Annotated in this window: 21 protein-coding genes, 1 tRNA gene and 1 other annotated feature; of the genes, 4 read left to right on the top strand and 18 right to left on the bottom strand. The window is 42.7% G+C overall.

Translation table 11 applies throughout. The features are described 5' to 3' along the window. Positions 1-102 precede the first annotated feature (102 nt). Complete coding sequence (locus LJE09_RS06170) at positions 103-780, top strand: hypothetical protein (RefSeq protein WP_227311053.1); 678 nt, start codon at positions 103-105, stop codon at positions 778-780. Positions 781-789: 9 nt separating this feature from the next. Here the strand turns inward: LJE09_RS06170 and LJE09_RS06175 are convergent, their stop codons facing one another. Continuing rightward, positions 790-1,203 (bottom strand): potassium channel family protein, encoded by a 414-nt coding sequence (locus LJE09_RS06175; RefSeq protein WP_008704717.1) that lies wholly within the window; start codon positions 1,201-1,203, stop codon positions 790-792. Positions 1,204-1,314: 111 nt separating this feature from the next. On the opposite strand from LJE09_RS06175, the gene LJE09_RS06180 reads away from it, so the two are divergent. Together LJE09_RS06180 and LJE09_RS06185 are read left to right on the top strand one after the other, a co-directional pair. Next, the gene (locus LJE09_RS06180; protein ID WP_082433221.1) at positions 1,315-1,851 is read left to right on the top strand and encodes an HdeD family acid-resistance protein; all 537 of its coding nucleotides are present in this window, start codon (positions 1,315-1,317) and stop codon (positions 1,849-1,851) included. A gap of 18 nt (positions 1,852-1,869) precedes the next feature. After that, positions 1,870-3,144: a chloride channel protein gene (locus LJE09_RS06185; RefSeq protein ID WP_227311054.1), complete on the top strand. Its 1,275-nt coding sequence runs from the start codon at positions 1,870-1,872 to the stop codon at positions 3,142-3,144. Positions 3,145-3,263: 119 nt separating this feature from the next. Here the strand turns inward: LJE09_RS06185 and LJE09_RS06190 are convergent, their stop codons facing one another. From LJE09_RS06190 to LJE09_RS06200, 3 genes are all read right to left on the bottom strand, one after another. Next, positions 3,264-4,058, bottom strand: coding sequence for an ABC transporter ATP-binding protein (locus tag LJE09_RS06190; protein WP_022380585.1), 795 nt, complete (start codon positions 4,056-4,058; stop codon positions 3,264-3,266). A gap of 3 nt (positions 4,059-4,061) precedes the next feature. Beyond that, positions 4,062-4,988, bottom strand: coding sequence for an ABC transporter permease (locus tag LJE09_RS06195; protein WP_008704724.1), 927 nt, complete (start codon positions 4,986-4,988; stop codon positions 4,062-4,064). Positions 4,989-5,160: 172 nt separating this feature from the next. Then, a complete protein-coding gene (locus tag LJE09_RS06200) occupies positions 5,161-6,180 on the bottom strand; it encodes an ABC transporter substrate-binding protein (RefSeq protein ID WP_173681354.1) in 1,020 nt (339 codons plus the stop codon). A 244-nt stretch (positions 6,181-6,424) separates the two neighbouring features. Continuing rightward, positions 6,425-6,676, bottom strand: a binding site (T-box leader). A gap of 604 nt (positions 6,677-7,280) precedes the next feature. Between LJE09_RS06200 and LJE09_RS06205 the strand changes: the two genes are divergently transcribed. After that, positions 7,281-8,372, top strand: coding sequence for a pyridoxal phosphate-dependent aminotransferase (locus LJE09_RS06205; protein WP_227311055.1), 1,092 nt, complete (start codon positions 7,281-7,283; stop codon positions 8,370-8,372). 362 nt (positions 8,373-8,734) lie between these two features. Here LJE09_RS06205 and LJE09_RS06210 read toward each other — a convergent pair whose 3' ends face one another. From LJE09_RS06210 to LJE09_RS06275, 14 genes are all read right to left on the bottom strand, one after another. After that, positions 8,735-10,099 carry a PFL family protein gene (locus tag LJE09_RS06210; RefSeq protein ID WP_008704727.1) on the bottom strand — a complete coding sequence of 455 codons (1,365 nt, stop codon included), beginning with the start codon at positions 10,097-10,099 and terminating at the stop codon, positions 8,735-8,737. A gap of 89 nt (positions 10,100-10,188) precedes the next feature. After that, positions 10,189-10,461, bottom strand: coding sequence for an ACT domain-containing protein (locus LJE09_RS06215; protein ID WP_008704728.1), 273 nt, complete (start codon positions 10,459-10,461; stop codon positions 10,189-10,191). Between the two features lie 16 nt (positions 10,462-10,477). Then, on the bottom strand, positions 10,478-11,272 hold the full coding sequence (locus tag LJE09_RS06220) for an MBL fold metallo-hydrolase (protein ID WP_008704729.1): 795 nt from the start codon (positions 11,270-11,272) through the stop codon (positions 10,478-10,480). Beyond that, a complete protein-coding gene (gene coaE, locus LJE09_RS06225; protein WP_306797798.1) occupies positions 11,259-11,861 on the bottom strand; it encodes a dephospho-CoA kinase in 603 nt (200 codons plus the stop codon). The genes LJE09_RS06220 and coaE overlap by 14 nt, the downstream gene beginning before the upstream one ends. After that, entirely contained in the window at positions 11,861-14,614 is a 2,754-nt protein-coding gene (gene polA, locus LJE09_RS06230) for a DNA polymerase I (protein WP_227311056.1), read from the bottom strand. Before polA ends, coaE begins: the two co-directional genes overlap by 1 nt. A gap of 17 nt (positions 14,615-14,631) precedes the next feature. Beyond that, complete coding sequence (locus tag LJE09_RS06235; RefSeq protein WP_008704734.1) at positions 14,632-14,979, bottom strand: zf-HC2 domain-containing protein; 348 nt, start codon at positions 14,977-14,979, stop codon at positions 14,632-14,634. Positions 14,980-15,193: 214 nt separating this feature from the next. Further along, complete coding sequence (ftsH, locus tag LJE09_RS06240; RefSeq protein ID WP_055053421.1) at positions 15,194-17,149, bottom strand: ATP-dependent zinc metalloprotease FtsH; 1,956 nt, start codon at positions 17,147-17,149, stop codon at positions 15,194-15,196. Between the two features lie 170 nt (positions 17,150-17,319). Next, positions 17,320-17,402: transfer RNA gene (locus tag LJE09_RS06245), tRNA-Leu, on the bottom strand. A 63-nt stretch (positions 17,403-17,465) separates the two neighbouring features. Beyond that, a complete protein-coding gene (locus LJE09_RS06250; protein WP_227311057.1) occupies positions 17,466-18,530 on the bottom strand; it encodes a leucine-rich repeat domain-containing protein in 1,065 nt (354 codons plus the stop codon). 178 nt (positions 18,531-18,708) lie between these two features. Continuing rightward, positions 18,709-20,190, bottom strand: coding sequence for a glycerophosphodiester phosphodiesterase family protein (locus LJE09_RS06255; RefSeq protein ID WP_227311058.1), 1,482 nt, complete (start codon positions 20,188-20,190; stop codon positions 18,709-18,711). Between the two features lie 4 nt (positions 20,191-20,194). Next, on the bottom strand, positions 20,195-20,410 hold the full coding sequence (locus LJE09_RS06260) for a hypothetical protein (RefSeq protein ID WP_020993737.1): 216 nt from the start codon (positions 20,408-20,410) through the stop codon (positions 20,195-20,197). A gap of 187 nt (positions 20,411-20,597) precedes the next feature. Next, positions 20,598-21,878, bottom strand: coding sequence for a diaminopimelate decarboxylase (locus LJE09_RS06265; protein ID WP_008704744.1), 1,281 nt, complete (start codon positions 21,876-21,878; stop codon positions 20,598-20,600). Positions 21,879-21,895: 17 nt separating this feature from the next. Further along, positions 21,896-22,774 (bottom strand): hypothetical protein, encoded by an 879-nt coding sequence (locus LJE09_RS06270; protein ID WP_022381481.1) that lies wholly within the window; start codon positions 22,772-22,774, stop codon positions 21,896-21,898. Positions 22,775-22,888: 114 nt separating this feature from the next. After that, on the bottom strand, positions 22,889-23,830 hold the full coding sequence (locus tag LJE09_RS06275) for a magnesium transporter CorA family protein (protein WP_020993736.1): 942 nt from the start codon (positions 23,828-23,830) through the stop codon (positions 22,889-22,891). Positions 23,831-23,952: the final 122 nt, after the last annotated feature.

Here is a 23,952-nt window from a genome sequence, read left to right on the forward strand (position 1 = left end):
AAAGGGAAATAAAACATGCGTTTTGTGCAATTTTTATTTTTCAGACACGCTCTAGTAATCTTATCTGTTGTACGTCAGTTTTTCCTGGGAAATTACCACAATATGTTTCTGGGAATCTTGACATTGATCCTTTTTATGGTTCCCCAGTTTCTGGACAGGAAACTGAACGTCACAATACCACCGGGACTGGAAACAGTGATTCTGATCTTTATCTTTTCAGCAGAAATTCTTGGCGAAATCAATGCCTTTTATGTAAAAATCCCTATCTGGGATACCATTTTACATACTACTAACGGTTTTCTGATGGCTGCCATCGGATTTGCACTGATTGATCTTTTTAACCGCAGCGACAGGTTTTCCATTAAAATGTCACCGTATTTTGTAGCTTTTTTTGCATTCTGTTTTTCAATGACTGTTGGTGTTATGTGGGAATTCTTTGAATTCAGCATGGACTGGTTTTTTGGAATGGATATGCAGAAGGACTGGATCGTACCGGCCATCAACTCTGTGAAGCTGAATCCTACCGGTGCAAATGTTCCGATCCATGTAGATGTTCAGTCCCTGGCCGTTAACGGCGAGACCTGGAATCTGGGAGGCTATCTTGATATTGGTATTGTTGATACCATGAAAGATTTGATCGTAAACTTTATCGGCGCAGTCGTATTTTCTATCATCGGTATTCTGTATCTGCGAAACCGCGGAAAAGGAAAGCTGGCAGCTTCTCTGATCCCGCAGGTACGCAGCAAGCAGGAAGAAGAACTTTCTTCCAAAGATCAGTAAGATCCACAGCTACCGAAACTGGCGCACTTTTCTGGAAATATTCTCCAGCTCTTCTCTGGAAAGCTCAGGAAGTCTTTCCAGCTGATCCATAAACATGGCAAGTGTCTCTTTTCGCTGCAATTCCACCATCTGGGTGTAGAAATTAACCACTACCCCGGTGGCAATGGCAACTACAAAAAGCGAATAGATCGTCAGAAGAACGGAACACATTTTTCCAATAAAAGTAACCGCAACCACATCGCCAAATCCGGCAGTGGAGATCACCGCATAGCAATACCACAGCGCATCTCCGTATCGGTTAATGTCCGGTTCCACCAGCTGAATCACTGCTGCGATAGCAAAAATAAACACAATAAAACCAATGATAATTTTATCTGCGCGAGTCCGTTTTAATACACTGCCTAATACTTTAATTCTTTTCATACACCTGTCCTCCAATGAAATAATCTATTATCTGAAATTAATTGAAGTATAGTATAAAACGGTTTCACTTGCAACACAAAAGCTTTGTGACATATAAAGGAGAATCCTCGTATGAAAGACAACAAAACGTTAAAAATCATCATCCTGATCACAGGAATTTTAACTGTATTATTAGGCATCTATACTCTTGTAAGACCAATGAGAACCTTTCTCTCTATCGGTTGGATCCTGGGAATCCTTCTGTTTGTAAATGGTATTGAACTTGTAGCTCTCTCTTTATCTAAAGAAAAGAAAGAAATCGGCGCATGTATCCTCGGTGTTCTCGAAGGACTTGCAGGTCTTGTTTTACTTTTCAGCGGTATCCAGAGATTCATTACAGATGTAATGGCAGCTTATATGGTCGGTGCTGTCATCCTGATCTATGGTATTTTCCAGATTGTCGGCGGCATAAAGACATACAGCACCTCTAAGGGAAAAGGAATCCTGAGCATTATCTGTGGTATTTTATCTGTCATTGTCAGTATCGTATCATTTACCCACCCTGTACTTACCATGATCTCTGCAGGATATATGATCGCATTTTCTGTTTTAATGCAGGGTATCAACATGATCGTACTTGGAATTAATTTCGGAAAGGCAGAAAGTTGACAAAAAGGTTATGGCTATATGAATAACACAAAAAGCCCCAAAAACGTATCTTTAAAAAATCAGCTTGAATTGTGGCTGTTCTGTGCACTCATTGGTGCTGTTGCCGGTGCACTGGTATGGATCCTGCTGAAAATAATGGCAGTCGGAACTGAATTTCTATGGAAATGGCTTCCCGGAAAAACCTCTGTTCCCTATTATACGATTCTTATCTGTGTAGCCGGTGCGGCAATTATCGGTATTTTCCGAAAAATATTCGGAGACTATCCCGAAAATCTTGAAACCGTTATGGAAAAAGTCAGAGCAGAAAAAAGATACGAATACAAAAACATGCTTGTAATGATGGTGGCAGCACTGCTGCCATTACTCATAGGAAGCAGTGTAGGTCCCGAAGCCGGACTTACCGGTATTATCGTAGGTTTATGCTACTGGGCCGGAGACAACCTTAAGTTTGCCAAACAGAATACCAGAAATTATTCGCAGATTGGTGCCGCAGTCTCCATGAGTATGCTGTTTCACGCACCTCTGTTCGGTATTTTCGAAGTAGAAGAAAACTCTGAAGAAGACCTTGCAGCCTTAACAAAGGGTTCCAAATTATTTATTTACGGAATCGCGCTGGCTGCAGGCACTGGTATTTATGCAGGTTTATCTGCACTTTTTGGTGCAGGGCTTTCCGGATTTCCATCCTTTGATATGGTGGAAATCCAGAGAAAAGACTATCTGCTTATGATTCTGTATATTTTGTGCGGTCTTATCCTGGCATACTTCTATCAGGCAACACACAAGCTGACCGGAAATATTTCCAACAGATTCCCGGCAGTTGTCAGAGAAATTTTTGCAGGTTTATGTCTTGGAATCACAGGTTCATTCTTACCTGTACTTATGTTTTCCGGAGAAGAGCAGATGGGAACACTTATGAAAACCTATACCTCTTATCTGCCGCTGGCACTTATTGGCATTGCATTTTTTAAGCTCCTGCTGACAAATCTGTGTATTCAGTTCGGTTTAAAGGGAGGGCATTTCTTCCCTGTCATCTTTGCCGGAGTATGTATGGGATACGGCGTGGCAATGCTGACCTGCGGGCCAGACGAGGGACATGTGGTATTTGGAGCTGCAATCGTTACTGCGTCACTTCTGGGTGGAATCATGAAAAAGCCACTGGCAGTAACTATGCTTCTCTTCCTCTGCTTCCCGGTTAAAATGTTTATCTGGATTTTCATTGCAGCAGTGGTCGGAAGCAAGCTTATCACACTCAAACCAGAGCAGGAGCCTTCTGTAGATTACAGCAGGCAATAGAGTCGCTACCAGACAAAAAGAACCATTATATCAGAAAACATGGCTGTATGCTTCAGGCAACAACTATAACTTCTGTATATAATGGTTCTTTCATTTACAATTATATGTTATTTTTATAATTACTTTTCTCCGGAAAGAAGAATACGGTCATTATCCAGCATCTTACCGGCACCTGTCTTAAACTTCTCCAGAAGACCTTCCACTGTCAGGCCTTTCTTTTCTTCTTCATGGATATCCAGCACAATATCTCCGGAATCCATCATCAGAATACGATTTCCCAGATCAAGGGCCGACTGCATATTGTGGGTGATCATCAGACAGGTAAGCTGATGTTCCTCTACAATTCGTTTCGTAAGATTCAGTACCTTCTCTGCTGTGCCCGGGTCAAGGGCTGCTGTATGCTCATCCAGAAGCAGAAGCTTGGGCGGATTCATGGTTGCCATGAGAAGTGTCAGCGCCTGTCTCTGTCCGCCGGAAAGAAGTCCTACCGGCTGAGTCATACGCTTCTCAAGTCCGATATCCAGAAGCTTCAGTTCTTCATGGAATCGTTCTTTCTCCTGTCTGGACACATGGGAAAGCCATCCGCCTTTCCCTGCTGCAAGTGCCAGATTCTCTTCTATAGTCATTCCAGGTGCAGTTCCCCTCATAGGATCCTGATACAGGCGACCGATGGTCTTTGCACGTACATGCTGGGGCATAAAAGTAATGTCCTGTCCATCCAGCATGATCACACCGGAATCTGTAAGAAAATCTCCACAGATTGCATTAAACAGAGTGGATTTACCAGCTCCATTGGAACCGATGATCGTTGCAAAATCGCCCTTCTCCAGATTCAGGGATAAATCTCTGATGGCCTGTTTCTCGTTTACCGTACCCGGATTAAAAGTCTTGGAAATATGTTCAATCTTCAGCATAAATCACTGTACTCCCTTCCTGTGAGTCATTCTTCTCTTAATCTGCGGCCACTGTTTTTTCAAATATGGACCTGAAATAGCCAGCACAACGATCACAGAAGATACCAGTTTCAGCATAAATGCCGGCATATTGAATCTCAGTGCAACGGTATATACCAGACGGAAAATAAAAGATCCAAGTACCATGCCAACAGCTCTCACGAAAATTCCACCTCTGCCAAGAATCGTACCACCGATCAGCAGGGAAGCCAGCGCGATGGTAACCATTCCCTGTCCGATATTGATATCTACAGATTTCTGTGACTGAGACAGAAGACATCCGGAAAGTGCTGTGAAGGAGTTGGCAACACAGAGACCTACAATCGTAGTAAATACCGGATTAATAGATGAGGATTTTACCATATCTGCATTATTTCCTGTTGCCCTGATTGCCAGACCAAGTCTTGTCCTTAAGAAAAATACAAGGAAGACAATCACAATGGCTACTGCAATGAAAGCAACTACAATATCTCCTCTTCCTTTCAGCGGTGTACTTTTCAATGTTTCTTTCATCATGGAAAATACCGTCTCTGTTCTGTTCATATTGATCAGGGAGGAACCTCCCATCACTGCAATATTCACAGAATAAAGAGCCGTATTAACGATAATTCCTGCAAGAAGACTGTCAACACCCAGCTTTGTCTGAAGTATGGCTGTCACAAAGCCCGAGCATATACCTGCAGCCATGGCTGCAAAAATTGATAAAAAAGGATGTCCGCTGACTGCCACTGCCGCTCCCACTGCTGCTCCCAGTGTGAAACAGCCATCAGTGGAAAGGTCACAGACATTCAGCATGGAATAACTGAGAAACAGGGCAAGAACTGTCAATGAACAGATCAGGCCAAGTTTCAGTGCGGTCTCTCCAAGAGAGAGTATAGTCGCAATAGTCACGATGATTTCCTCCAATTTGTATTTATTTTATTACATTCAATGAACAGCAACAGAAAATATCTGCTGCTGTTCATTTTAATCCAGAAAATATATCAGTCTTTTCAACCGGCACAATGGATTCCATAAACCCAGAACTTCTGAATTTATTCAAAATGCTGTCCGAATATCCTTATTATTTCTCTACATCATCAAAGCTCTCTGCTGTAACGATCTCATTTACCTGTGTGCATAACGGCTCGAAATCTTTTTTAACAGTTTCAAGATCAAGTCCAAGTCCCTCGCAGGTTTCTGTGTTTACTGTTGCAGTACCATTATCAAAAGTTTCAACAGGTGTTGTTGCAGGATCTGCATCATTCATAAGGATGTCTGCGATCATATCTGCTGTCTTCTGTCCAAGGTTTGCATAATCAACACCGTATCCGACAAATGCACCGTTTAGTGCAAAGGAGTCAGCTCCTGTATACTGTGGGATACCTGCATCAATGAATTTCTCATAGATAGAAAGCTCTGCTGTCATAATTGTGTTGTCAGTTGGTGTGAATACTGCATCTACGCCATCTGCCACCAGTGCATCTGCTGCAAGCTGTACCTCATCTGTTGTGGTACCTGTACGCTCTACATATTCGATGCCTTCTTTATCCAGATAATCCTTGGCTTCCTGGATGGCTGTTGTAGAAGAATCCTGTCCGATATCGTATAAAAGTCCGATTTTCTTTACATCCGGGTTCACTGCCTGGATCAGTTTCATGATGGATGCTGTATCCAGATAATCGCTTGTACCTGTAATGTTGGCTCCAGGTGCATCCAGATCCTCTACAAGGCCGCTTCCTACAGGATCAGACACTGCGGAAAATACAACCGGTGTATCGGTTCCTTCTGTTGCGGACTGCATACGCATTGCTACAGGTGTTGCAATACCTACCATCAAATCTACATTATCAGCCTGAAAATCAGAAATGATCTGTTCCATAACATTGGCATCTGCATTACAGTTATCATAGGACACATCAAAATTTACGTCTTTTTCCTTGCCGATTTCTTCCAGACGGGACTGGATGTTGTCTACGATCTGATTCAAGGAAGCGTCATCTACATAATTGCAGATACCGATCTTGAAATCCTGTGCCATAACCGGTGATGCCATCATCATAGTTGCCATTGCTGCTGCGATTGCTAATACTCTTTTTTTCATAGTCTTTTTTCCTCTCTCTACATCTTATTTAGCAGTTCATGGTTTTTTAACTGCCATAGTCTCAGGGATGTTTGTCAATCCCTTGTTACTGTCTGTGAGAAAGAACTCCCCGGATTCCTCTTTTTCCCGGATGTGTCAACTGCTGTGATACCCACCTGCCATCAGCAGATTTTCCTGCATTACAGGGGGTGCCATATAACAGATTCTCTTTATATATAAAAAAATCCGCCACAAGCTATCTGTTGCTTGAGACGGTAATAAGAATCTTATTATCGCGGTACCACTCAAATTGACGAATCGTCCACTTTCTCATGTACAAACATACACTCCTGATTTATAACGGGTTCGGTTCCCGTCGGTGCCTACTCTCACGCTTATCAAGATTTCGGGCCGCCCTCGAAAGGCCATTCAACAATCAGTTTCATACAGCTTCCCACCAACTGCTGTTCTCTGGAATGATTCTTGGTTGTTTACTCTTCTTTCTCATCGGTTTTGATGTGTTTACTTTACCACGCTAATGCAGATATGTCAAGAGGTTTATTTTTTATTTTTTTCCAAAAGGGACGCGAAGGAATGGGAAGGGATTTCGGGCTTAGTTTCGGAACCATGTAATTCTAAGGCATTTGGTAAGTTGCTAAAAGCATTCAAAAAAATCTCAAACTCGCTTCGCTCAGACAGTGAGATTTTTTTGAATAACGCAGCTTCCCAAATACCAAGAATTACTATGAACCCTCAAATGCGCCCGAAATCCCTTCCCATTCCTTCGCTGTGTACTGGCAAATTGACATATATTCCATTTTCGACAGCATGCCGAATTGCTTGCTTTCTGCACCACCGCAGGAGACTTATTTAATCGAATCAAGTAAATCCCCTGCGGTGGTTGCGAAAAGCAATAAGCAGTGAGTGGGGACTTGCCTTCTATCAAATGCCTGCTGCAATGATATTGGGACCTGTATATTTCAGGATAGCAATATGTAGACAGTGATGTTTACAGAACGATGTGATAAGTGTTAAAATAATGTTCAGAAAAGATCTGTGATCTGCTATGTAGTGATTTTAAGTTTATATAGATTAGATTATATAGAAATGAGGGATATTATATGTCAACAGCAAAAATGATTTTTCATGGGAGTGATATTGAGAAAATATGTGAGGTCTATCAGCTTAAGCCGGAGGAAATTGTGAAGTTTGGGGCTAATGTAAATCCGCTGGGGCTTTCCGAGCATGTAAAGGAACAGCTTGCAGGACGGCTGGATATCCTGTCTTCTTATCCAGACAGAGATTATACTTCACTTCGCAGCACAATTTCAGAGTATTGTAATATTCCTGCTGAATTCATCCTGCCCGGAAATGGTTCCAGCGAACTGATCGCACTGCTGATACAGGAACGAAATCCAAAGCATACCCTTATCCTGGGTCCGACCTATTCAGAATACTCCAGGGAACTCTCCTTCTCCGGAAGCACTCAGGAATACTACCACCTGCGCGAAGAGGATAACTTTGTTCTCGATGTAGATGACTTTTGCCGGACTCTGGATGGAAAATACGATTTTCTCATCCTCTGCAACCCAAATAATCCTACCTCATCTGCAATTAGCATAAATGACCTGCGCAGAATCGTTTCCTTCTGCAATGAGCGGAACATTTTCGTGATGATCGACGAAACTTATGTAGAATTTGCCCCGGATATCAATGAGATCACTGCTGTCAGCCTTACCAGAGAATTCACGAACCTTATGATTCTGCGCGGCGTATCAAAATTTTACGCAGCCCCAGGTATGCGTCTTGGCTACGGAATCACCGGGAACCTGGAATTTCTCAAAAAAATGAAAGAAAAACAGGTACCATGGTCTCTCAACAGTCTGGGAGCCCTGGCCGGCGAGCTGATGCTCCAGGATAAAACCTACATCCGCCAGACCCGGGACCTCATTCTCTCAGAACGCACCCGCCTGCTCAAAGCACTGGAGAATATCCCCACTTACAAAACCTACCCGGCCTACGCCAACTTTCTCCTCCTGAAAATCCAGAAGCCCGGCCTGACCTCCCAAGACGTCTTCGACGCCTGCATCCACCAGGGTCTCATGATCCGCGACTGCTCCTCTTTCGAATGCCTGGACGGCGAATACATCCGCTTCTGCATCATGCACCCCGAAGACAACACCCGACTTCTGCATATACTGGAATCCCTTTAAAGCAGGACATTTCTTTTATTTATAGTAATTCCATAAAATAATACAAACAATCCAATCCATCATAGCTTAAAACCAGCTACCAGCGGGGCGGAAAATATTTTGTCTGGGGTGCATTTGCAGGAGTCTTAGATATTCTTAGTCACCAGAAATCTGCGTTATGAGCCGTCTGCCTCACTGTCTGAGCGAAGTTTGCAACGGAGCGAGTTTGACAAGACGGCTCATGCTTTTAGCAGATTTCTGGCGGCTTAGAATATCTTAGGCTCCGAAACCGCACCCCAGATAAAATATTTTCCGCCCCGCGTCCCTCTTGAACATAAAAAGAGCCAGAAACTCCCCTTTTCCGAAGTTTCTGGCCTTTTTTATCAGTTTTTAAAGCTATGGATCGGTGCCGGAATCCTTCCGCCACGCTGCACAAACGCATCACAGGAGAACTGGTTCACCGGCATGATCGGTGCATAACCAAGCAGTCCACCGAACTCAACCACTTCGCCAACCCCCTTACCAATTACCGGGATCAGACGAACCGCCGTAGTCTTCTGGTTCACCATACCAATTGCAGACTCATCCGCAATAATACCCGCAATCGTAGAAGCCTTCGTATCTCCGGGAATTGCAATCATATCAAGACCTACAGAACATACACAAGTCATAGCTTCCAGCTTCTCAAGAGTCAGTGCCCCTGCATTCACCGCATCGATCATACCCTGATCCTCGCTGACCGGAATAAATGCACCACTCAAACCACCAACTGCTGTAGAAGCCATAACTCCACCCTTCTTAACCTGGTCATTTAACAGAGCAAGCGCTGCTGTTGTGCCCGGTGCACCTGCATGCTCCAGACCAATCTCCTCAAGGATCTCAGCAACACTGTCACCAATTGCAGGAGTAGGAGCCAGAGACAGATCCACGATACCAAACTTAACACCAAGACGTCTGGAAGCCTCCTGTGCTACCAGCTGACCAACACGTGTTACCTTGAAGGCAGTACGCTTGATCATCTCACAAAGAGTTTCAAAATCCTTACCTCTTACCTGTTCCAGCGCAGTCTTAACAACGCCAGGTCCGCTGACACCAACGTTAATGATAGTGTCTGCTTCTGTCACACCATGGAAAGCACCTGCCATAAACGGGTTATCATCCGGTGCATTACAGAATACAACCAGCTTCGCACATCCCAGGGAATCCTGATCTTTGGTAGCTTTCGCTGTTTCCAGAACGATCTCACCCATCAGCTTAACAGCATCCATATTGATACCTGTACGTGTAGATCCAACATTTACAGAACTGCAGACACGCTCTGTCTTCGCCATAGCCTGTGGGATAGATTCGATCAGAAGTCTCTCAGCAGGAGTCATTCCCTTGCTTACCAGTGCAGAATAACCGCCGATAAAGTTTACGCCTACCACCTTGGCAGCCTTATCCAGAGTTTCTGCAATAGTTACAAAATCTTCCTTTGTCTTACATGCAGCTCCGCCAATCAATGCGATCGGAGTTACGGAAATTCTTTTATTTACGATCGGAATTCCATATTCACCGGAAATAGCCTCACCTGTAGATACCAGATCCTTTGCACAGGTTGTGATCTTTTTATAGATTTTCTCATTTAAAACAGCAAGATCACTGTCAATACAGTCCAGAAGGCTGATACCCATAGTAATGGTACGCACATCCAGATTCTCCTGCTCGATCATTTTATTCGTTTCATTTACTTCAAAAATATTGATCATTTTGTTTTTCTCCCTTGTATGTTCTCTCAGCATTTTTCAGGCAATCTGATACAGGAAAGTCCCTCAGTGGCTTACCTGCTTAGATTTTCTCAGATTCTGTGCATTACATTGAAGATATCTTCATGCTGGCAGCGGATCACTACACCGATCTTATCTCCAAGGGCTTCCAGTTCTTTGGCAAGAACTCCGTTGTCTTTCTCACATTTGCTGGCATCTGTTACCATCATCATGTTGAAATATCCCTGTACGATGGTCTGGGAGATATCAAGAATGTTTACATTATTGTCTGCAAGATAAGTACAAACCTTTGCAATAATTCCTACGGTATCGTTTCCTACTACTGTGATGATTGTCTTTTTCATAAGTTCTTTGTCCTTTCTACACTGTAATTACTTCTGATATGCAATCCCTCTGTGCCACCTGAATTCTGAAATCACGCGACTTATAAGGGTTGTCACCTAAGGTTACTTCTGAACAGACGGTTTCATATGCCAGTTCCTCATAGTTATTTTCCCTGCTCAGATGTCCAAGGAAAATCCCTTTCATATTGTCATGCAGCAGCCTGCATAAAAGCCTGCCTGCATTTTCATTGGAAAGATGTCCCCTGTCTCCAAGGATTCTCTGTTTCAGATAATAGGGATATTTTCCAACCTGCAGCATACGGATATCATGGTTTGCTTCCAGAAGAAGCGCATCCAGATTCTGCAGATTACCGACTATGTACTCATTATATTTTCCAAGGTCTGTAGCAATCCCCACAGAATGCTCTCCACACTCTACCCGGTATCCTACGGGCTGTGCAGCATCATGAGGGATCGTAAAAGGATTCACTGTCAGATCATTAATCTCAAAAGGCTCATCTTCGTGTATCTCACGAAAAATCCCTTCCGGCATTTTTCCAAGATTCATGTGAGATAAAGCTTCCACAGTTCCTTCTGTCGCATAAACCGGTATCTGATGTTTCCTTGCGATCACGCCCAGACCTTTGATATGATCCGAATGTTCATGTGTAATCAAGATACCATCAATATCTTTTCCTGTCAATTCCAGAGAATTCAATCCCTGTTCTACTCTTTTTCCGCTGATGCCTACATCCACCAGAAGATGGGTATTATCTGAGCCCACATAAATACAGTTTCCGCTGCTTCCGCTGGCAATGCTACAAAGTCTCATATTTTCTGATTCCTTCCTCAATCTGCCGTCTGGTCTGTGCAAAATCTCCGTTATTTACCACAACATAGTCTGCATTTTCCCGAAAAAAAGTCTCCGGTGCCTGACTGGCAATGATACTGACTGATTTCTCTCTTGTATAACCGCGGTTCTCCATCAGTCTCCTGATACGGATCTCTTCATCCGTATGAATATACCATATCGTATCGCAAAACTCCTGATAATGATCTTCCAGAAGGAGTGCAGCTTCCACCACACATATCTTCTGTCCCTGCTGTTTCTTTACAGCTAACTGCTCTCTGATGTACTGTTTCACAGCCGGATGGATGATCTGGTTTAATTTCTCCAGAAGCTCTGGATGTGAAAATACTACATCCGAAACCTGTCTGCGGTCAATAGTTTTATCATTTTTTATGATTTGTCTTCCAAATAGTGCAATCACCGGTTCATAACAGGACTGCCCCGGCTCCATCACCAGATGCCCGATCTCATCTGCTTTCATCACATACGCCTGATACTTTTCTTCAAGAAAATCAAGCACTGTACTTTTTCCGGCACCCACTCCGCCGGTAATTCCTATTGTTATCATCATCACTTCGCCTCATACCAGTTATTACCCTGATGCATATCGACTTCCAGTTCTACGGAAAGCTTTGCGGCACCTTTCATCTCTTCTTCAAGAATAGCAGAAACCTGCGGGATTTCCTCTTTACAGGTCTCTATCAGAAGTTCATCGTGTACCTGAAGTACAAGACGGGATTTAAGATTCTCATCCTTTAATCGTCTGTACACACGGTTCATTGCAATTTTAATGATATCCGCCGCAGTTCCCTGTATTGGAGAGTTCATGGCTACTCGCTCCCCAAAAGACCTCTGCATAAAATTACCGGATTTCAGTTCCGGGATCGGCCTGCGTCTGCCAAACATGGTAGTCACATATCCTTTTTCTTTTCCCTCTTCCACCAGTCCGTCAAGAAATCCTTTGATCTTTGGATAAGTTTCAAAATATCTTTCAATATATTCTGCTGCTTCTTTTCGTGTGATACTTAAATCCTGGCTGAGCCCAAAGGAACTGATCCCATAAACGATTCCAAAATTTACTGCCTTGGCATTTCTCCTCTGCAGATCTGTCACCTCATTAAAGGGCACATGGAATACCTCTGATGCTGTATGTCTGTGGATATCCTGGGCTTCTTTATATGCCTGGATCAGTTTCTCATCCCCTGACATATGCGCCAGAACGCGAAGCTCGATCTGGGAATAGTCCGCATCCAGAAATACATATCCCTCTTCCGGAACAAATACCTTACGGATCAGTCTTCCAAGCTCCATTCTTACAGGGATATTCTGAAGATTCGGCTCTGTGCTACTGATCCTTCCTGTTGCTGTAATTGTCTGGTTAAAAGTAGAATGAATCCTGCCGTCCTCTGCGATCTCACCAACAAGCCCGTCTGCATAAGTAGATTTCAGTTTCGCAAGCTGACGGTACTCCAGAATATCCTTTACAATGGGATACTCCGGTGCAAGCTTTTCCAGAATATCTGCCGCTGTGGAATAACCTGTCTTTGTTTTCTTTCCACCCTTAAGGCCAAGCTTTTCAAACAGGATCACTCCCATCTGTTTCGGAGAATTGATATTAAACTCTTCCCCTGCCTGCTGCCAGATCTGCTTCTCCAGTTCTCCAATACGTACACTTAGTTTCTCACCGTAGCTTTTCAGTTCTTCACTCTTCACGCTGATTCCCCATTTTTCCATGGAATCAAGAGTAAAGATCAGCGGAAGCTCAATCTGTGTATATACATTCCACATACCTGTATCACGCAGTGCTTCACACATGGGTTTCCGGCAGGCAAGTGCTGTATAGGCCATGTAGCAGGCCCATGCTGTAAGCCCCTCTGCACTCTCCTCCCATGCTTTTTCCACTGTTTTCTTTCCAAGAAGTTCCTCTCTTGCAGGCAGGATACGACCATTCAGATATTCCTTTGCCATATCATCGTAAGTATAGGAGGATTTCAGAGGATTCAGCAGATATGCAGCCACACCTGCATCAAATACAGCCATCGGATCATCAGATTTTATATGCTTGAGTAATGCCTTTACATCCAATGCACATACACATTTTTTATCATATTTCAGAGTACCGTCTGTATTGACATCAGATATCTCATTTTCCGGATCCTTCTTCACATTATCTGTATTAGATTTCATAATATTCTCTGTGTTGGATTCAGATACTTTATGAAGGAGCCCTTCCAATTTTCCGCAGAGATAACCTTCTGTGATCATCCCTTCTACAGGAATATAATAAATTTCCTCTTCATTCAGCGCAAGTCCTGCACCAAATACCCTGCCATTCTCTGTAACCAGAGAAACACCCGCTGTCTTTCCTGCTTCCGCTTTCGCAAACAGCGCTTCACAGCCTGCCAGGTCTGCACATGTGAAAAACTCCTGTTCCAGCGTATCTTCCTGTACTGCCGCAGAGTCAAAACGGTTAAGCAGATTCTTAAATTCCAGCTGTCTGCAGAGAAGGAAAGCTTCTTTTGTATAAAGATTTCCCAGTTTTGCCTTTTCATACGAAAACTCTATGGGACTGTCCGTACAGATCGTAGCCAGAGCCTTGCTCATCTGCGCCATATCATAATGTTCTCTCATTGATTCCCTGGCTCTGTTTGGCTTCAGCTCTTCCAAATGTTCATGAGCATTCTCAATACTTCCATACTCCACAATAATCTTTGTGGCAGTCTTCTCACCTACTCCCGGGATTCCCGGAATATTGTCAGCACTGTCACCCATCAGAGCCTTTAACTCAATGATCTGGGGAGGTGTCACCTGATATTTCTCGATCACCTGCTGTGCATGATAATCCTCTATGGTGGTCTTGCCCCTTACAGTCTTTGGCAAACGGATCATAACCTTATCTGTCGCAAGCTGAAGCAGATCTCTGTCACCGGAAAGGATTGTCGCATCCATTCCTGCCGCTTCGCTTTTTCTGGCCAGAGTTCCCAGTATATCATCCGCTTCGTAGCCTTCTTTTGTCACAACATTCACACCCATTGCAGTAAGCATTTCTTTAATCAGCGGTACCTGCTCTCTCAGTTCTTCAGGCATGGGTTTACGTGTTCCCTTGTATGCTTCAAACATCTTATGGCGGAAAGTCGGTGCCTTCAGGTCAAATGCCACCGTCAGATACTGAGGCTTCTCTTCCTCGATCGTCCGAAAAAGGATATTCAGGAAACCATATACTGCCCCTGTGTGTTTTCCTTCTGAATTTGTAAGATCCGGCAGACCATAAAAAGCTCTGTTCAGAATACTGTGTCCGTCAATCAGTAATATTTTTTCGCTCATAAAATCCTCCAGTGTCTTTATAGAATGTAATTTGTCTCCATCATTACAAAAATCAGTATTGCCGCAATCGTAGCGATCAGAAGGCATATACTCACGCCAAACATAAGCCAGCTGACTTTCTTCTTGCGGATATATCTTCTGGATTTCCGGATGTCCTGTTCCAGCAGTTTTTTGAAATCCAGAACCGAATCGCTGCTGTCATCATCAAGCTGATGTGTTACCTCATGGACAATAAAATATGTCTCCAGTTCATCATAACAGGAAGAACAATTCTGTACATGATCAAGAAACTCTTCCAGTTCATTTAACGGAAGATCATGTTTAATATACCTGCTCACCATTCCTTCTGCAGTTTGGCAATCCATCTTCATTCCCTTCTTTCTTCCAAAAAAACATCCAGGATGCTGCGTTCACTATTACGAATTATAACCGAACCGGAGTTAATTGGCAAGAAAAAGCAGCAGAAGCTCAAATCGCCTCTGCTGCTTTCATTGCTGTTCACTCAGTTTTCAGTGATATAGCCAATTTTCCGGATTGCCTGCGACAATGGACTTTTGGCTTGTATATCTTGAGAAAATATCACTTCTGCAAATTCACTTTCCCGGAAGATGTATCTGCATCAGCTTCTGTACTGTTTTCGGATTCTGCATTGTTCTCAGACTTTGTATTACTTTCAGATTCTGCCACTACAGTGGGAACCTGTACAGGTGCATTCAGGATCTTCATAAATTCCTCACCTGTAATTGTCTCATGCTCATACAGATATTTTGCAAGTTCATGGAGCTTTCCGATATTGTCCTGAAGGATTTTCAGTGCTTTCTGGTGTTCCATCCTGACAAGCTCCACAACCTTCTTATCAAGAAGAGTCTGTGTCTCAAAAGAACAGCTTAAGCTGGAGTCTCCGCCCAGATACTGATTTGTCACATTCTCCATGGCAACCATATCGAAGTCTTCACTCATACCATATCTGGAGATCATTGCTCTTGCAAGCTTAGTCGCCTGTTCGATATCATTGGATGCTCCGGTTGTAATAGAGTGAAAGATCAGTTCCTCAGCGGCACGACCGCCTGTAAAGGTCGCTATCTTATTTGCAAGTTCTTCCTTTGTCATCAGATAATGATCTCCGTCATCCACCTGCATGGTATATCCGAGTGCTCCTGATGTACGCGGAATAATAGTGATCTTGTGGACCGGTGCAGATTCGGTCTGCTTTGCTGCAACCAGCGCATGTCCGATTTCATGATAAGCAACTATCAGTTTTTCTTTATTGGAAAGAACTCTGTTCTTCTTCTGATATCCTGCGATAACTACCTCGATACTCTCCTCAAAATCTGCCTGAGTGGCAAATTTTCTGCCGTCACGTACTGCACGAAGTGCTGCTTCATTGACAATATTTGCAAGTTCTGCACCGGAAGCTCCGGCTGCAGCTTTCGCAATCTCATCAAAACGTACGGAATCTGCAATCTTAATCTTCTTTGCATGGACTTTAAGGATTTCCTCACGTCCTTTTAAATCCGGAAGTTCAACAGGAATACGTCTGTCAAAACGTCCGGGACGAAGAAGTGCGGGATCAAGGGAATCCGGTCTGTTGGTTGCCGCAAGGATCACAACACCTTTGGAGCCGTCAAAACCATCCATCTCTGTAAGCAGCTGGTTCAGAGTCTGCTCGCGCTCATCATTGCCGCCTGTAAATCCGGCACCATCACGTTTCTTGCCAATTGTGTCGATCTCATCGATAAATACAATACATGGAGCTTTCTCATTCGCCTGTTTGAAAAGATCACGCACCTTGGCAGCGCCCATACCAACAAACATTTCCACGAATTCAGAACCGGAAATGGAGAAGAACGGAACTTCCGCTTCACCGGCTACCGCTTTTGCAAGAAGTGTTTTACCTGTACCCGGAGGGCCTACAAGAAGGGCTCCTTTCGGCATAGATGCACCGATTTCTCTGTATTTCTGCGGGTTATGAAGATAATCTACGATTTCTGTCAGAAGATCCTTGGCTTCGTCCTCTCCCGCTACATCTGAGAATTTGATTCCCGTAGATGATTTCACATATACTTTCGCATTACTCTTTCCAAATGACATTGCCCCACCGGGACCTCCGCCCATGGAACTCATCATCTTCTTGCTGAGCCACCTTCCAAGAAGGATAAAGATGGCAATCGGCAGTACATATCCTGCGATCAGACTGATCCAGATAGATGTCTGCTGTGGTGCTGCTGCACCGAACTTGACATTTGCATCATGCAAACGGTCTACAAGGTCAGGATCATTCATCTTGACAGTTCTGAAATAACCCTCCTGTCCGTCACTCTCTGCTACATAATAAATATAATCATCCTGAATTTCTACTGTCTTAACGTAATCCTTCTCTACTCCTGTCAGGAAAGTACTGTAATCAGTCGTCTGTACCTTTCGTCCCTCAATTGCAGGAAGTAACAGCACATTCAGAAGAATGATAATAACTGCCGCAATGATATAATATACATAAAGCGGTTTTCTGCCAGGCTTTTTATTATCAAGGTTCATTGGCTTTTCCTCCATTTCGTTTTGTTATGATGTACCATATCACTTATTCATCTCTTTTTCAAGAAAAGCGAGATAAATTTCATAAAGATTTTAGAATTATCTGAACTGTTTAATACGGCAAATAAAAAAAGCGAACACCTTCACAAACAAAGGCTTCGCTTACTTTTTAATGCCGGCAGTGGGACTTGAACCCACACGTGGTTGCCCACAACAGATTTTGAGTCTGCCTCGTCTGCCATTCCGACATGCCGGCATTGAAACGAGTATTATCATATCACGTTTTTGTCGAAATGGCAAGGGCATTTTTGAGTTTTTTTTAATATTTCACAAACCTCGTTTTAGAATACACATTGCTTGCCTTGATCAGTTTCTGATATCTGGCAAACAGCTTCTCAGGAAGTCTGATAGTTACGGTTTTGTTGACCGCAAAAGCTTTTTTTCCAACATAGTTCAGTGCTGTACTGTTGATCCTGATCACTTTGACTGCCGGGCACTGGTAAAAAGCTCTGGCATCTATATGTCTGACACTGGCAGGAAGTATAAAATTTCGCAGTTTTGTACACTGTGCAAATGCGTTGCTACCAATTCTTTTTACTCTGCTGCCAAATCTTATGTTCCGCAGATTCGGGCACTGGCTGAACGCATATTTTCCAATCGTTGTTACATTATTTCCAAAAATAACATCTGTAATTTCTTTGTTCCCGCTGAAGGCATTCTTGTCAATTGTAGTTACTTTATAAACTTTATCATTGATCACAACTGTAGCCGGAATCTGTATCACATTATATTCCGCAGCAAGACCTGTAACGCTTACTTCTCTTTCATTTAAAATCTTATAGCCAATTCCACCTATCAGGTACTTATAGCTTCCACCCTGTTCAGTTAACGGAGCTGCATTGAACTGATATCTCACAGGTTGTACAATATCGTTTTTCTCCCATATACCTCCTGTATATTCTTCTCTCTGGAAAAAGATATATATATTGTATGCACGTTCCACCTTTGTATAAATACCCTTTGCAGAACCGATTTCCCATTTCCTGTGAATATCGCTTTCCTGCGGTTTGAGAGAAAGACTCCAGTATAATGGTGTCCATCTGACATCTCCCTCAACAGGATTCGTATTCTGCGTTCCGGCACCGGTCACATTAAATTTATAGTAAGTGTTGGGATAGAAAACCAGAGGTTTGTCAAGTCCTTCAACGACACTGTCATTTGCACTTACCCCTTTGCTTTCATCTGTGTCTGTTGAAGTTTCCTCTCCGGCTGCCAAGATGAAATTCTGTGTATCTGCTCCATCCTGAAATTCCGCTGCACCGGTCGTACTGACCGGAACTGCTGCCAGAACACCTGCCAGCACCATAGCTGCTATTTTTTTCATTACTCTCTCCTCCTCTTTTTCAGCAGTATATAAAATATATACAACTATTCAGTCCTTTCTTATAGCAATAGTGAACTGTTAAATACTTACGACATTTGTGTTACTGTTCTGCTTACAATTTATATCTACATCTTGTATTTTACTTATTTTTCTGCTAAATGTCTACCTTGATTTTCTGCTAATCCTGTCGTATTTTTACTTCATCTGTATTCCACTTCTCATACGTGATATAATCCGCACCCATTTTCCTGAAAATGTCTACCATATCTTCATTCCGGCAAAGCCATACGGATATGCGGATTCCATTCTGATGAGCATTGTTGATATCATTCATACTGATATTTTTATACTCTGCACTTATGTCCAGATCATATTTCTTACACTGCTGTATCATAGAAGCATTCATGCGCACTGTACGGATCCACTGCATTTTTCCTGTAAATCCCATCTCACGCAGTTTACCAAGTGTTTCTATGCGAAAACAGATGAGTACCGGCTCTTTCTGTGATTCAGTCAGAAGCTGCATGAACAAATTCATGGCTTCTTCCGTACGGATTGACTTTATTTCAATCACCGGCGTCACAGAGTACTTATTGCAGCATGCAATATACTGTTCCAGTGTAGGAATAAGATTATCCGGATACTGTGAAGCATTTCTTCCATTTATAATCGGATACTGCTTTATCTCCTCATAAGTCATCTCTGAAATAAGCCTGTCCTCCCCGCACATCCGCAGCAAAGAATCATCATGAGAGACAACCAGAACTCCATCTGCGGTCTCTCTCACATCTGTCTCCACAAACTCCGCCCCATTGCGTCCTGCCATCTCAAAGGCAGGCACGGAATTCTCAGGTGCTTCTGTCTGTTCACCTCTGTGCAAAATATAATGAGTAACTCCATCCAGGGGTTTCCGGAACTTTTCCTCATCTTCCGGTGCAGGTGTGATTTTCGGAGTTGGCGTGACCGTTACCGTCGGCTCCGGGGTCACAGATGGTGCTGGTTCATCCGGCGTCAGTGTAGGCGTAATTTCCGGAGTTTCTGACGCTGCCGGCAGGACGATCACTTCTATCTCTGATACATATCTGTCAGTACCATAAGAAACACTGGTGATTTTGACATTTCCCGCCTTTTTTGCAGTAACTTTTCCTTTCTTTGATACAGTTGCCACCGTTTTATCAGAAGAAGTATAAGTCAGCCTTTTTCCATACTTCTGCGGCTCCAAAATAATTGTCTTTCCTGCCGTTACTTTCACCTGTTTTTTGTATTTCTTAAAAAGAACTGTTTCCGTTTTATTACAGACAAAAACCTCGCAGTTTACTTTCAGTCCACTCATCTGTGCTGTGATCGTTGCCTGTCCGGGCTTTAAACCATATATCCTGCCATTTATAACCTTTACACATTTTGAGTTACTGCTGGTCCATTTAAACTTCTTTGGACTCACTTTTGTATCATGATTCAGGATCTTTACTGTATAAGTGGCACCGGTCTTTACAACCATCTCAGATTTATGCACTCGATATTCGTCTGCTGCATAAGTATTATCTGCCACAGATATTATACTGGTAAAACTTGTAATTATAAGCACAATAGCAAATATGACAGACCTTACAGTCTGCATGCCTGTTCTTTTGTCTCTGTATTCTTTTTTCTTATCTCCCATTATTCTATCTCTCATCTCTCATATGCCATTCCTGATCTGCTGCTTTTATTTCCGGTATGTTCTTAAACACTTCACAATTCTGATCACATTCGTCTCTGATGCAGGGACAGACCATCTTTACTTTTTTAAAATGTCCGGGAACACCTTCATATTGTACACTCCACAGACCATTGTAATGCAGCTGTTTACACATTCCTGTTTCATATTCATATTTAATCATACGTCTACCTCCGAACAGACAAAATTTTTACAGTATATTCTTCTGAAATCACTGTTTTTCCATGCAAAACGAAAGGCACTAACCTTCCAGCATCATGCACAGATCAGTACCTTTCTTTTTTTGTATTTTTATGTCCTATCTGCCCCGTCAATACCACAGGACAGTAAATCACAGAATAATCACAGCATTATTCCATATCTTCCAGTAATTTCTCATAAATCGGGAAGCAGTCAAATGTTGCGAAATAATCCTTCGGTGTCTCGGCACGGCGGATCATCTCGAAACTTCCATCTTCATGGAGAAGGATCTCAGAAGATTTCAGTTTACCATTGTAGTTATATCCCATGGCAAAACCATGAGCTCCTGTATCATGGATCACAAGAAGATCTCCCATATCAACCTTCGGAAGATAGCGGTCAATTGCAAACTTATCATTGTTTTCGCAGAGAGAACCTGTCACATCATACATATGATCACATGGCTGGTCTTCTTTTCCCATAACAGTGATATGATGGTATGCGCCATACATTGCCGGACGCATCAGGTTTACAGCACACGCATCCACCCCAATATATTCTTTATGAGTATGCTTCTCATGGATTGCCTTAGTTACCAGGCAGCCATACGGTCCCATCATGAAACGTCCCATCTCTGTATAGATTGCAACATCACCCATTCCGGCCGGAACAAGTACTTCTTCGTATACTTTGCGGACACCTTCACCGATCTCTCTGATATCATTCGGAGTCTGATCTGGTTTGTAAGCGATTCCAACACCACCGGAAAGGTTGATAAACTTCACATGAGCGCCTGTCTCTTTCTGAAGTTTCACTGCCATTTCAAACATCTCTTTCGCCAGCATCGGATAATACTCATTTGTCACAGTATTGCTTGCAAGGAATGCATGGATACCGAATTCCTCGGCACCTTTTTCCTTCAGAATCTTGAATGCTTCAAAAATCTGCTCTGTTGTCATACCATATTTGGCATCTCCGGGGTTGTCCATAATATCGTTGCTGATCTTAAACACTCCGCCCGGATTATAACGACAGCTGATCACCTTCGGAATATATCCTACGGCTCTTTCTACGCTCTCGATATGTGTGATATCATCAAGATTGATGATCCCGCCGATTTCATTTGCATATTTGAATTCTTCTTCCGGTGTATCATTGGAAGAAAACATGATATCTCCCTCTTTGCATCCGATTGCTTTGGACATCATCAGCTCTGTCATGGAAGAACAGTCACAGCCACAGCCATACTCCTGAAGGATCTGGATCAGAAATGGATTTGGAGTTGCCTTCACAGCAAAGAATTCTTTGAAGCCCTTATTCCATGCAAATGCTTCTTTCACTGCCTTTGCATTCTCGCGGATACCTTTTTCATCATAAAGATGGAAAGGTGTAGGAAACTGCGCAGTGATTTCCTGAAGTTTATCCAGGGTGACAAATGGTACTTTTTTCATAATAATCTTTTCTCCTCTTACTTCTTGTGTATATGTGTATATAAATGATCCTGACAGTACTCGTAGTTTCCGTTACATTTAGAACAGAAACGGAATTCCAGATTCGGATCATCTTTCTCTGTACGGCCACAGACTGCACATTTGTGCTTCGTCACTTCCCCTGACTTGCTGCCACCCGGGAAGGGAACGGTCTTACTTTCTCCCATTGCTCTCTTAAACTGATTTCTGCGATGGATTTCCTTCGGATTGTATCTGTTAAGATTTCTTGTACCAAGGAAGAAAATGATAAAGTTCAGTAAGGATGCGATGATCGGCAGTGCCATAAACCATGCTCCTCCCATAAAATATCTGACAATATCATATACCACAAGAGCAGCATATACAATCGCCATCCACTTCATCTTGATCGGGATTACAAAGTACAGTAAAACCTTCATATCCGGATATGTCAGCGCATATGCCAGAAAAATAGATAAACTGATATAATACGTTGAAAACTGTGATCCATTCAGATAAGCATCTAACACTCCACCTGTGATAAAATACAAAATAAACGCAGAAATTACTGTAAAAATCATTCCAGATAAAATATATACAGTAAATCTGAATGATCCCCATGTACGTTCCAGCGATGCACTGATCGGATAATAAAAGAACAATATCGCAATCACAAACCATAAAGCAGATGACGTACTCGGCGGATAAATAATCCATGTAACAAGTCTCCATATCTGACCATGCAGGATTTCAGAGACATTCAAACTCAACATGGAAAGAGCCCCCGGATTAATATACATCAATGCATATCCCAGTACATAACTTACAATAATATAAATCGTAAGATTCTCAATCCCGCGATTTCCAAATTTTCGTTCCAGTTTGTCAATAAATTTCATAAATCTCCTTTTCTCACAAAATGCTATTCGTTCTTTCGTTACAGCGGATATCCACAATCTGCTTTCTCTGCGTAATTCTGCACCGAATAACTGCCTCTCAGTTCAGCTGCAAAATCAGAAAAACTTCTTCCTGGAAAGAAATATCGCTGCAATGATACTTGCCACTACAGAAAGGATGATAACGATAAGAAATCCCCATGGTGTCCTAGAAAACGGCATTCCCGCAGCACTCAGGTTCATACCATACGCACTGAAAACAATAGTCGGAATACTCATAACAATAGTAATAACAGCCAGAACCTTCATGACAATGTTCAGGTTATTGGAAATAACTGACGCAAAAGTTCCCATCATACTGCTGAGGATACCACTGTAAATATTAGCCATCTCAATGGCCTGCTTGTTCTCAATGATAACATCCTCCAGAAGCTCTGTATCCTCCGGATATTTCTTGATACTCTCCACCTTCAGAAGTTTCTCCAGAACCATCTCATTGGAACGCAGAGATGTGGTAAAGTATACCAGTGATTTCTCCAGTTCCAGAAGTTCCATCAGTTCCTGATTTCTTGTAGACAGATGAAGTTTCTCCTCAATCTGCTCGCTCTTCTTATCTATAATACGCAGATATCTCAGATACATGCTGGCATTACGGTACAAAATCTGCAGAATAAATCTGGTTTTCATATAGGTAAAAAAGTTTCTTACCCTGCCTTCCATAAATCTTGTCAGAACCTGTGTATCTTCCAGACATACAGTAAAGATCATCTTCTGAGTCACGATAATACCAAGAGGAATGGTCACATACCAGTCCTTCTCGTTACGTTCTTCAATCGCAGGTACATCTGCAAGGATAAGGGTATAATTGTCCTCCACTTCTATACGGGAACGCTCTTCCTCATCCAAAGGTGCGCGCAAATCGTCCACCTCTATCCCAAATTGCTCGGAAATTTCAAAAATTTCTGTTGCCGTAGGATTCGTCAGCGCAATCCAACAGCCCTCCTGTGGTTCCTGTATTTCATGGATAGCGCCATCGATTGTCTTAAAAATCCTTACCACGATCCACACTTCCCTTCTTTTTCTCGATTTCCCCTCAATAGATTGTTACTGTTTACTCTGTTCTCAGTAACAATAAATCTGCAACTATTCAGAGTTTCTGCAAGAGATTACTGAACAGTTAC

It is taken from the genome of Blautia sp. DFI.3.45 (assembly GCF_020593505.1).
Classification (GTDB): Bacteria; Bacillota; Clostridia; order Lachnospirales; family Lachnospiraceae; genus Blautia_A; species Blautia_A wexlerae.

Bases quoted from the DNA above. Each gene is read 5' to 3' on its own strand.
- LJE09_RS06190 (WP_022380585.1), bottom strand. From the start codon at position 4,058: ATGCTGAAGATTGAACATATTTCCAAGACTTTTAATCCGGGTACGGTA.
- polA (WP_227311056.1), bottom strand. From the start codon at position 14,614: ATGAGCGAAAAAATATTACTGATTGACGGACACAGTATTCTGAACAGA.
- LJE09_RS06170 (WP_227311053.1), top strand. From the start codon at position 103: ATGTTTCTGGGAATCTTGACATTGATCCTTTTTATGGTTCCCCAGTTT.
- LJE09_RS06250 (WP_227311057.1), bottom strand. From the start codon at position 18,530: ATGAAAAAAATAGCAGCTATGGTGCTGGCAGGTGTTCTGGCAGCAGTT.
- coaE (WP_306797798.1), bottom strand. From the start codon at position 11,861: ATGATGATAACAATAGGAATTACCGGCGGAGTGGGTGCCGGAAAAAGT.
- LJE09_RS06210 (WP_008704727.1), bottom strand. From the start codon at position 10,099: ATGATCAATATTTTTGAAGTAAATGAAACGAATAAAATGATCGAGCAG.
- LJE09_RS06180 (WP_082433221.1), top strand. From the start codon at position 1,315: ATGAAAGACAACAAAACGTTAAAAATCATCATCCTGATCACAGGAATT.
- LJE09_RS06260 (WP_020993737.1), bottom strand. From the start codon at position 20,410: ATGATTAAATATGAATATGAAACAGGAATGTGTAAACAGCTGCATTAC.
- LJE09_RS06270 (WP_022381481.1), bottom strand. From the start codon at position 22,774: ATGAAATTTATTGACAAACTGGAACGAAAATTTGGAAATCGCGGGATT.
- ftsH (WP_055053421.1), bottom strand. From the start codon at position 17,149: ATGAACCTTGATAATAAAAAGCCTGGCAGAAAACCGCTTTATGTATAT.
- LJE09_RS06205 (WP_227311055.1), top strand. From the start codon at position 7,281: ATGTCAACAGCAAAAATGATTTTTCATGGGAGTGATATTGAGAAAATA.
- LJE09_RS06200 (WP_173681354.1), bottom strand. From the start codon at position 6,180: ATGAAAAAAAGAGTATTAGCAATCGCAGCAGCAATGGCAACTATGATG.
- LJE09_RS06255 (WP_227311058.1), bottom strand. From the start codon at position 20,190: ATGGGAGATAAGAAAAAAGAATACAGAGACAAAAGAACAGGCATGCAG.
- LJE09_RS06215 (WP_008704728.1), bottom strand. From the start codon at position 10,461: ATGAAAAAGACAATCATCACAGTAGTAGGAAACGATACCGTAGGAATT.
- LJE09_RS06185 (WP_227311054.1), top strand. From the start codon at position 1,870: ATGAATAACACAAAAAGCCCCAAAAACGTATCTTTAAAAAATCAGCTT.
- LJE09_RS06235 (WP_008704734.1), bottom strand. From the start codon at position 14,979: ATGGATTGCCAAACTGCAGAAGGAATGGTGAGCAGGTATATTAAACAT.
- LJE09_RS06220 (WP_008704729.1), bottom strand. From the start codon at position 11,272: ATGAGACTTTGTAGCATTGCCAGCGGAAGCAGCGGAAACTGTATTTAT.
- LJE09_RS06175 (WP_008704717.1), bottom strand. From the start codon at position 1,203: ATGAAAAGAATTAAAGTATTAGGCAGTGTATTAAAACGGACTCGCGCA.
- LJE09_RS06265 (WP_008704744.1), bottom strand. From the start codon at position 21,878: ATGAAAAAAGTACCATTTGTCACCCTGGATAAACTTCAGGAAATCACT.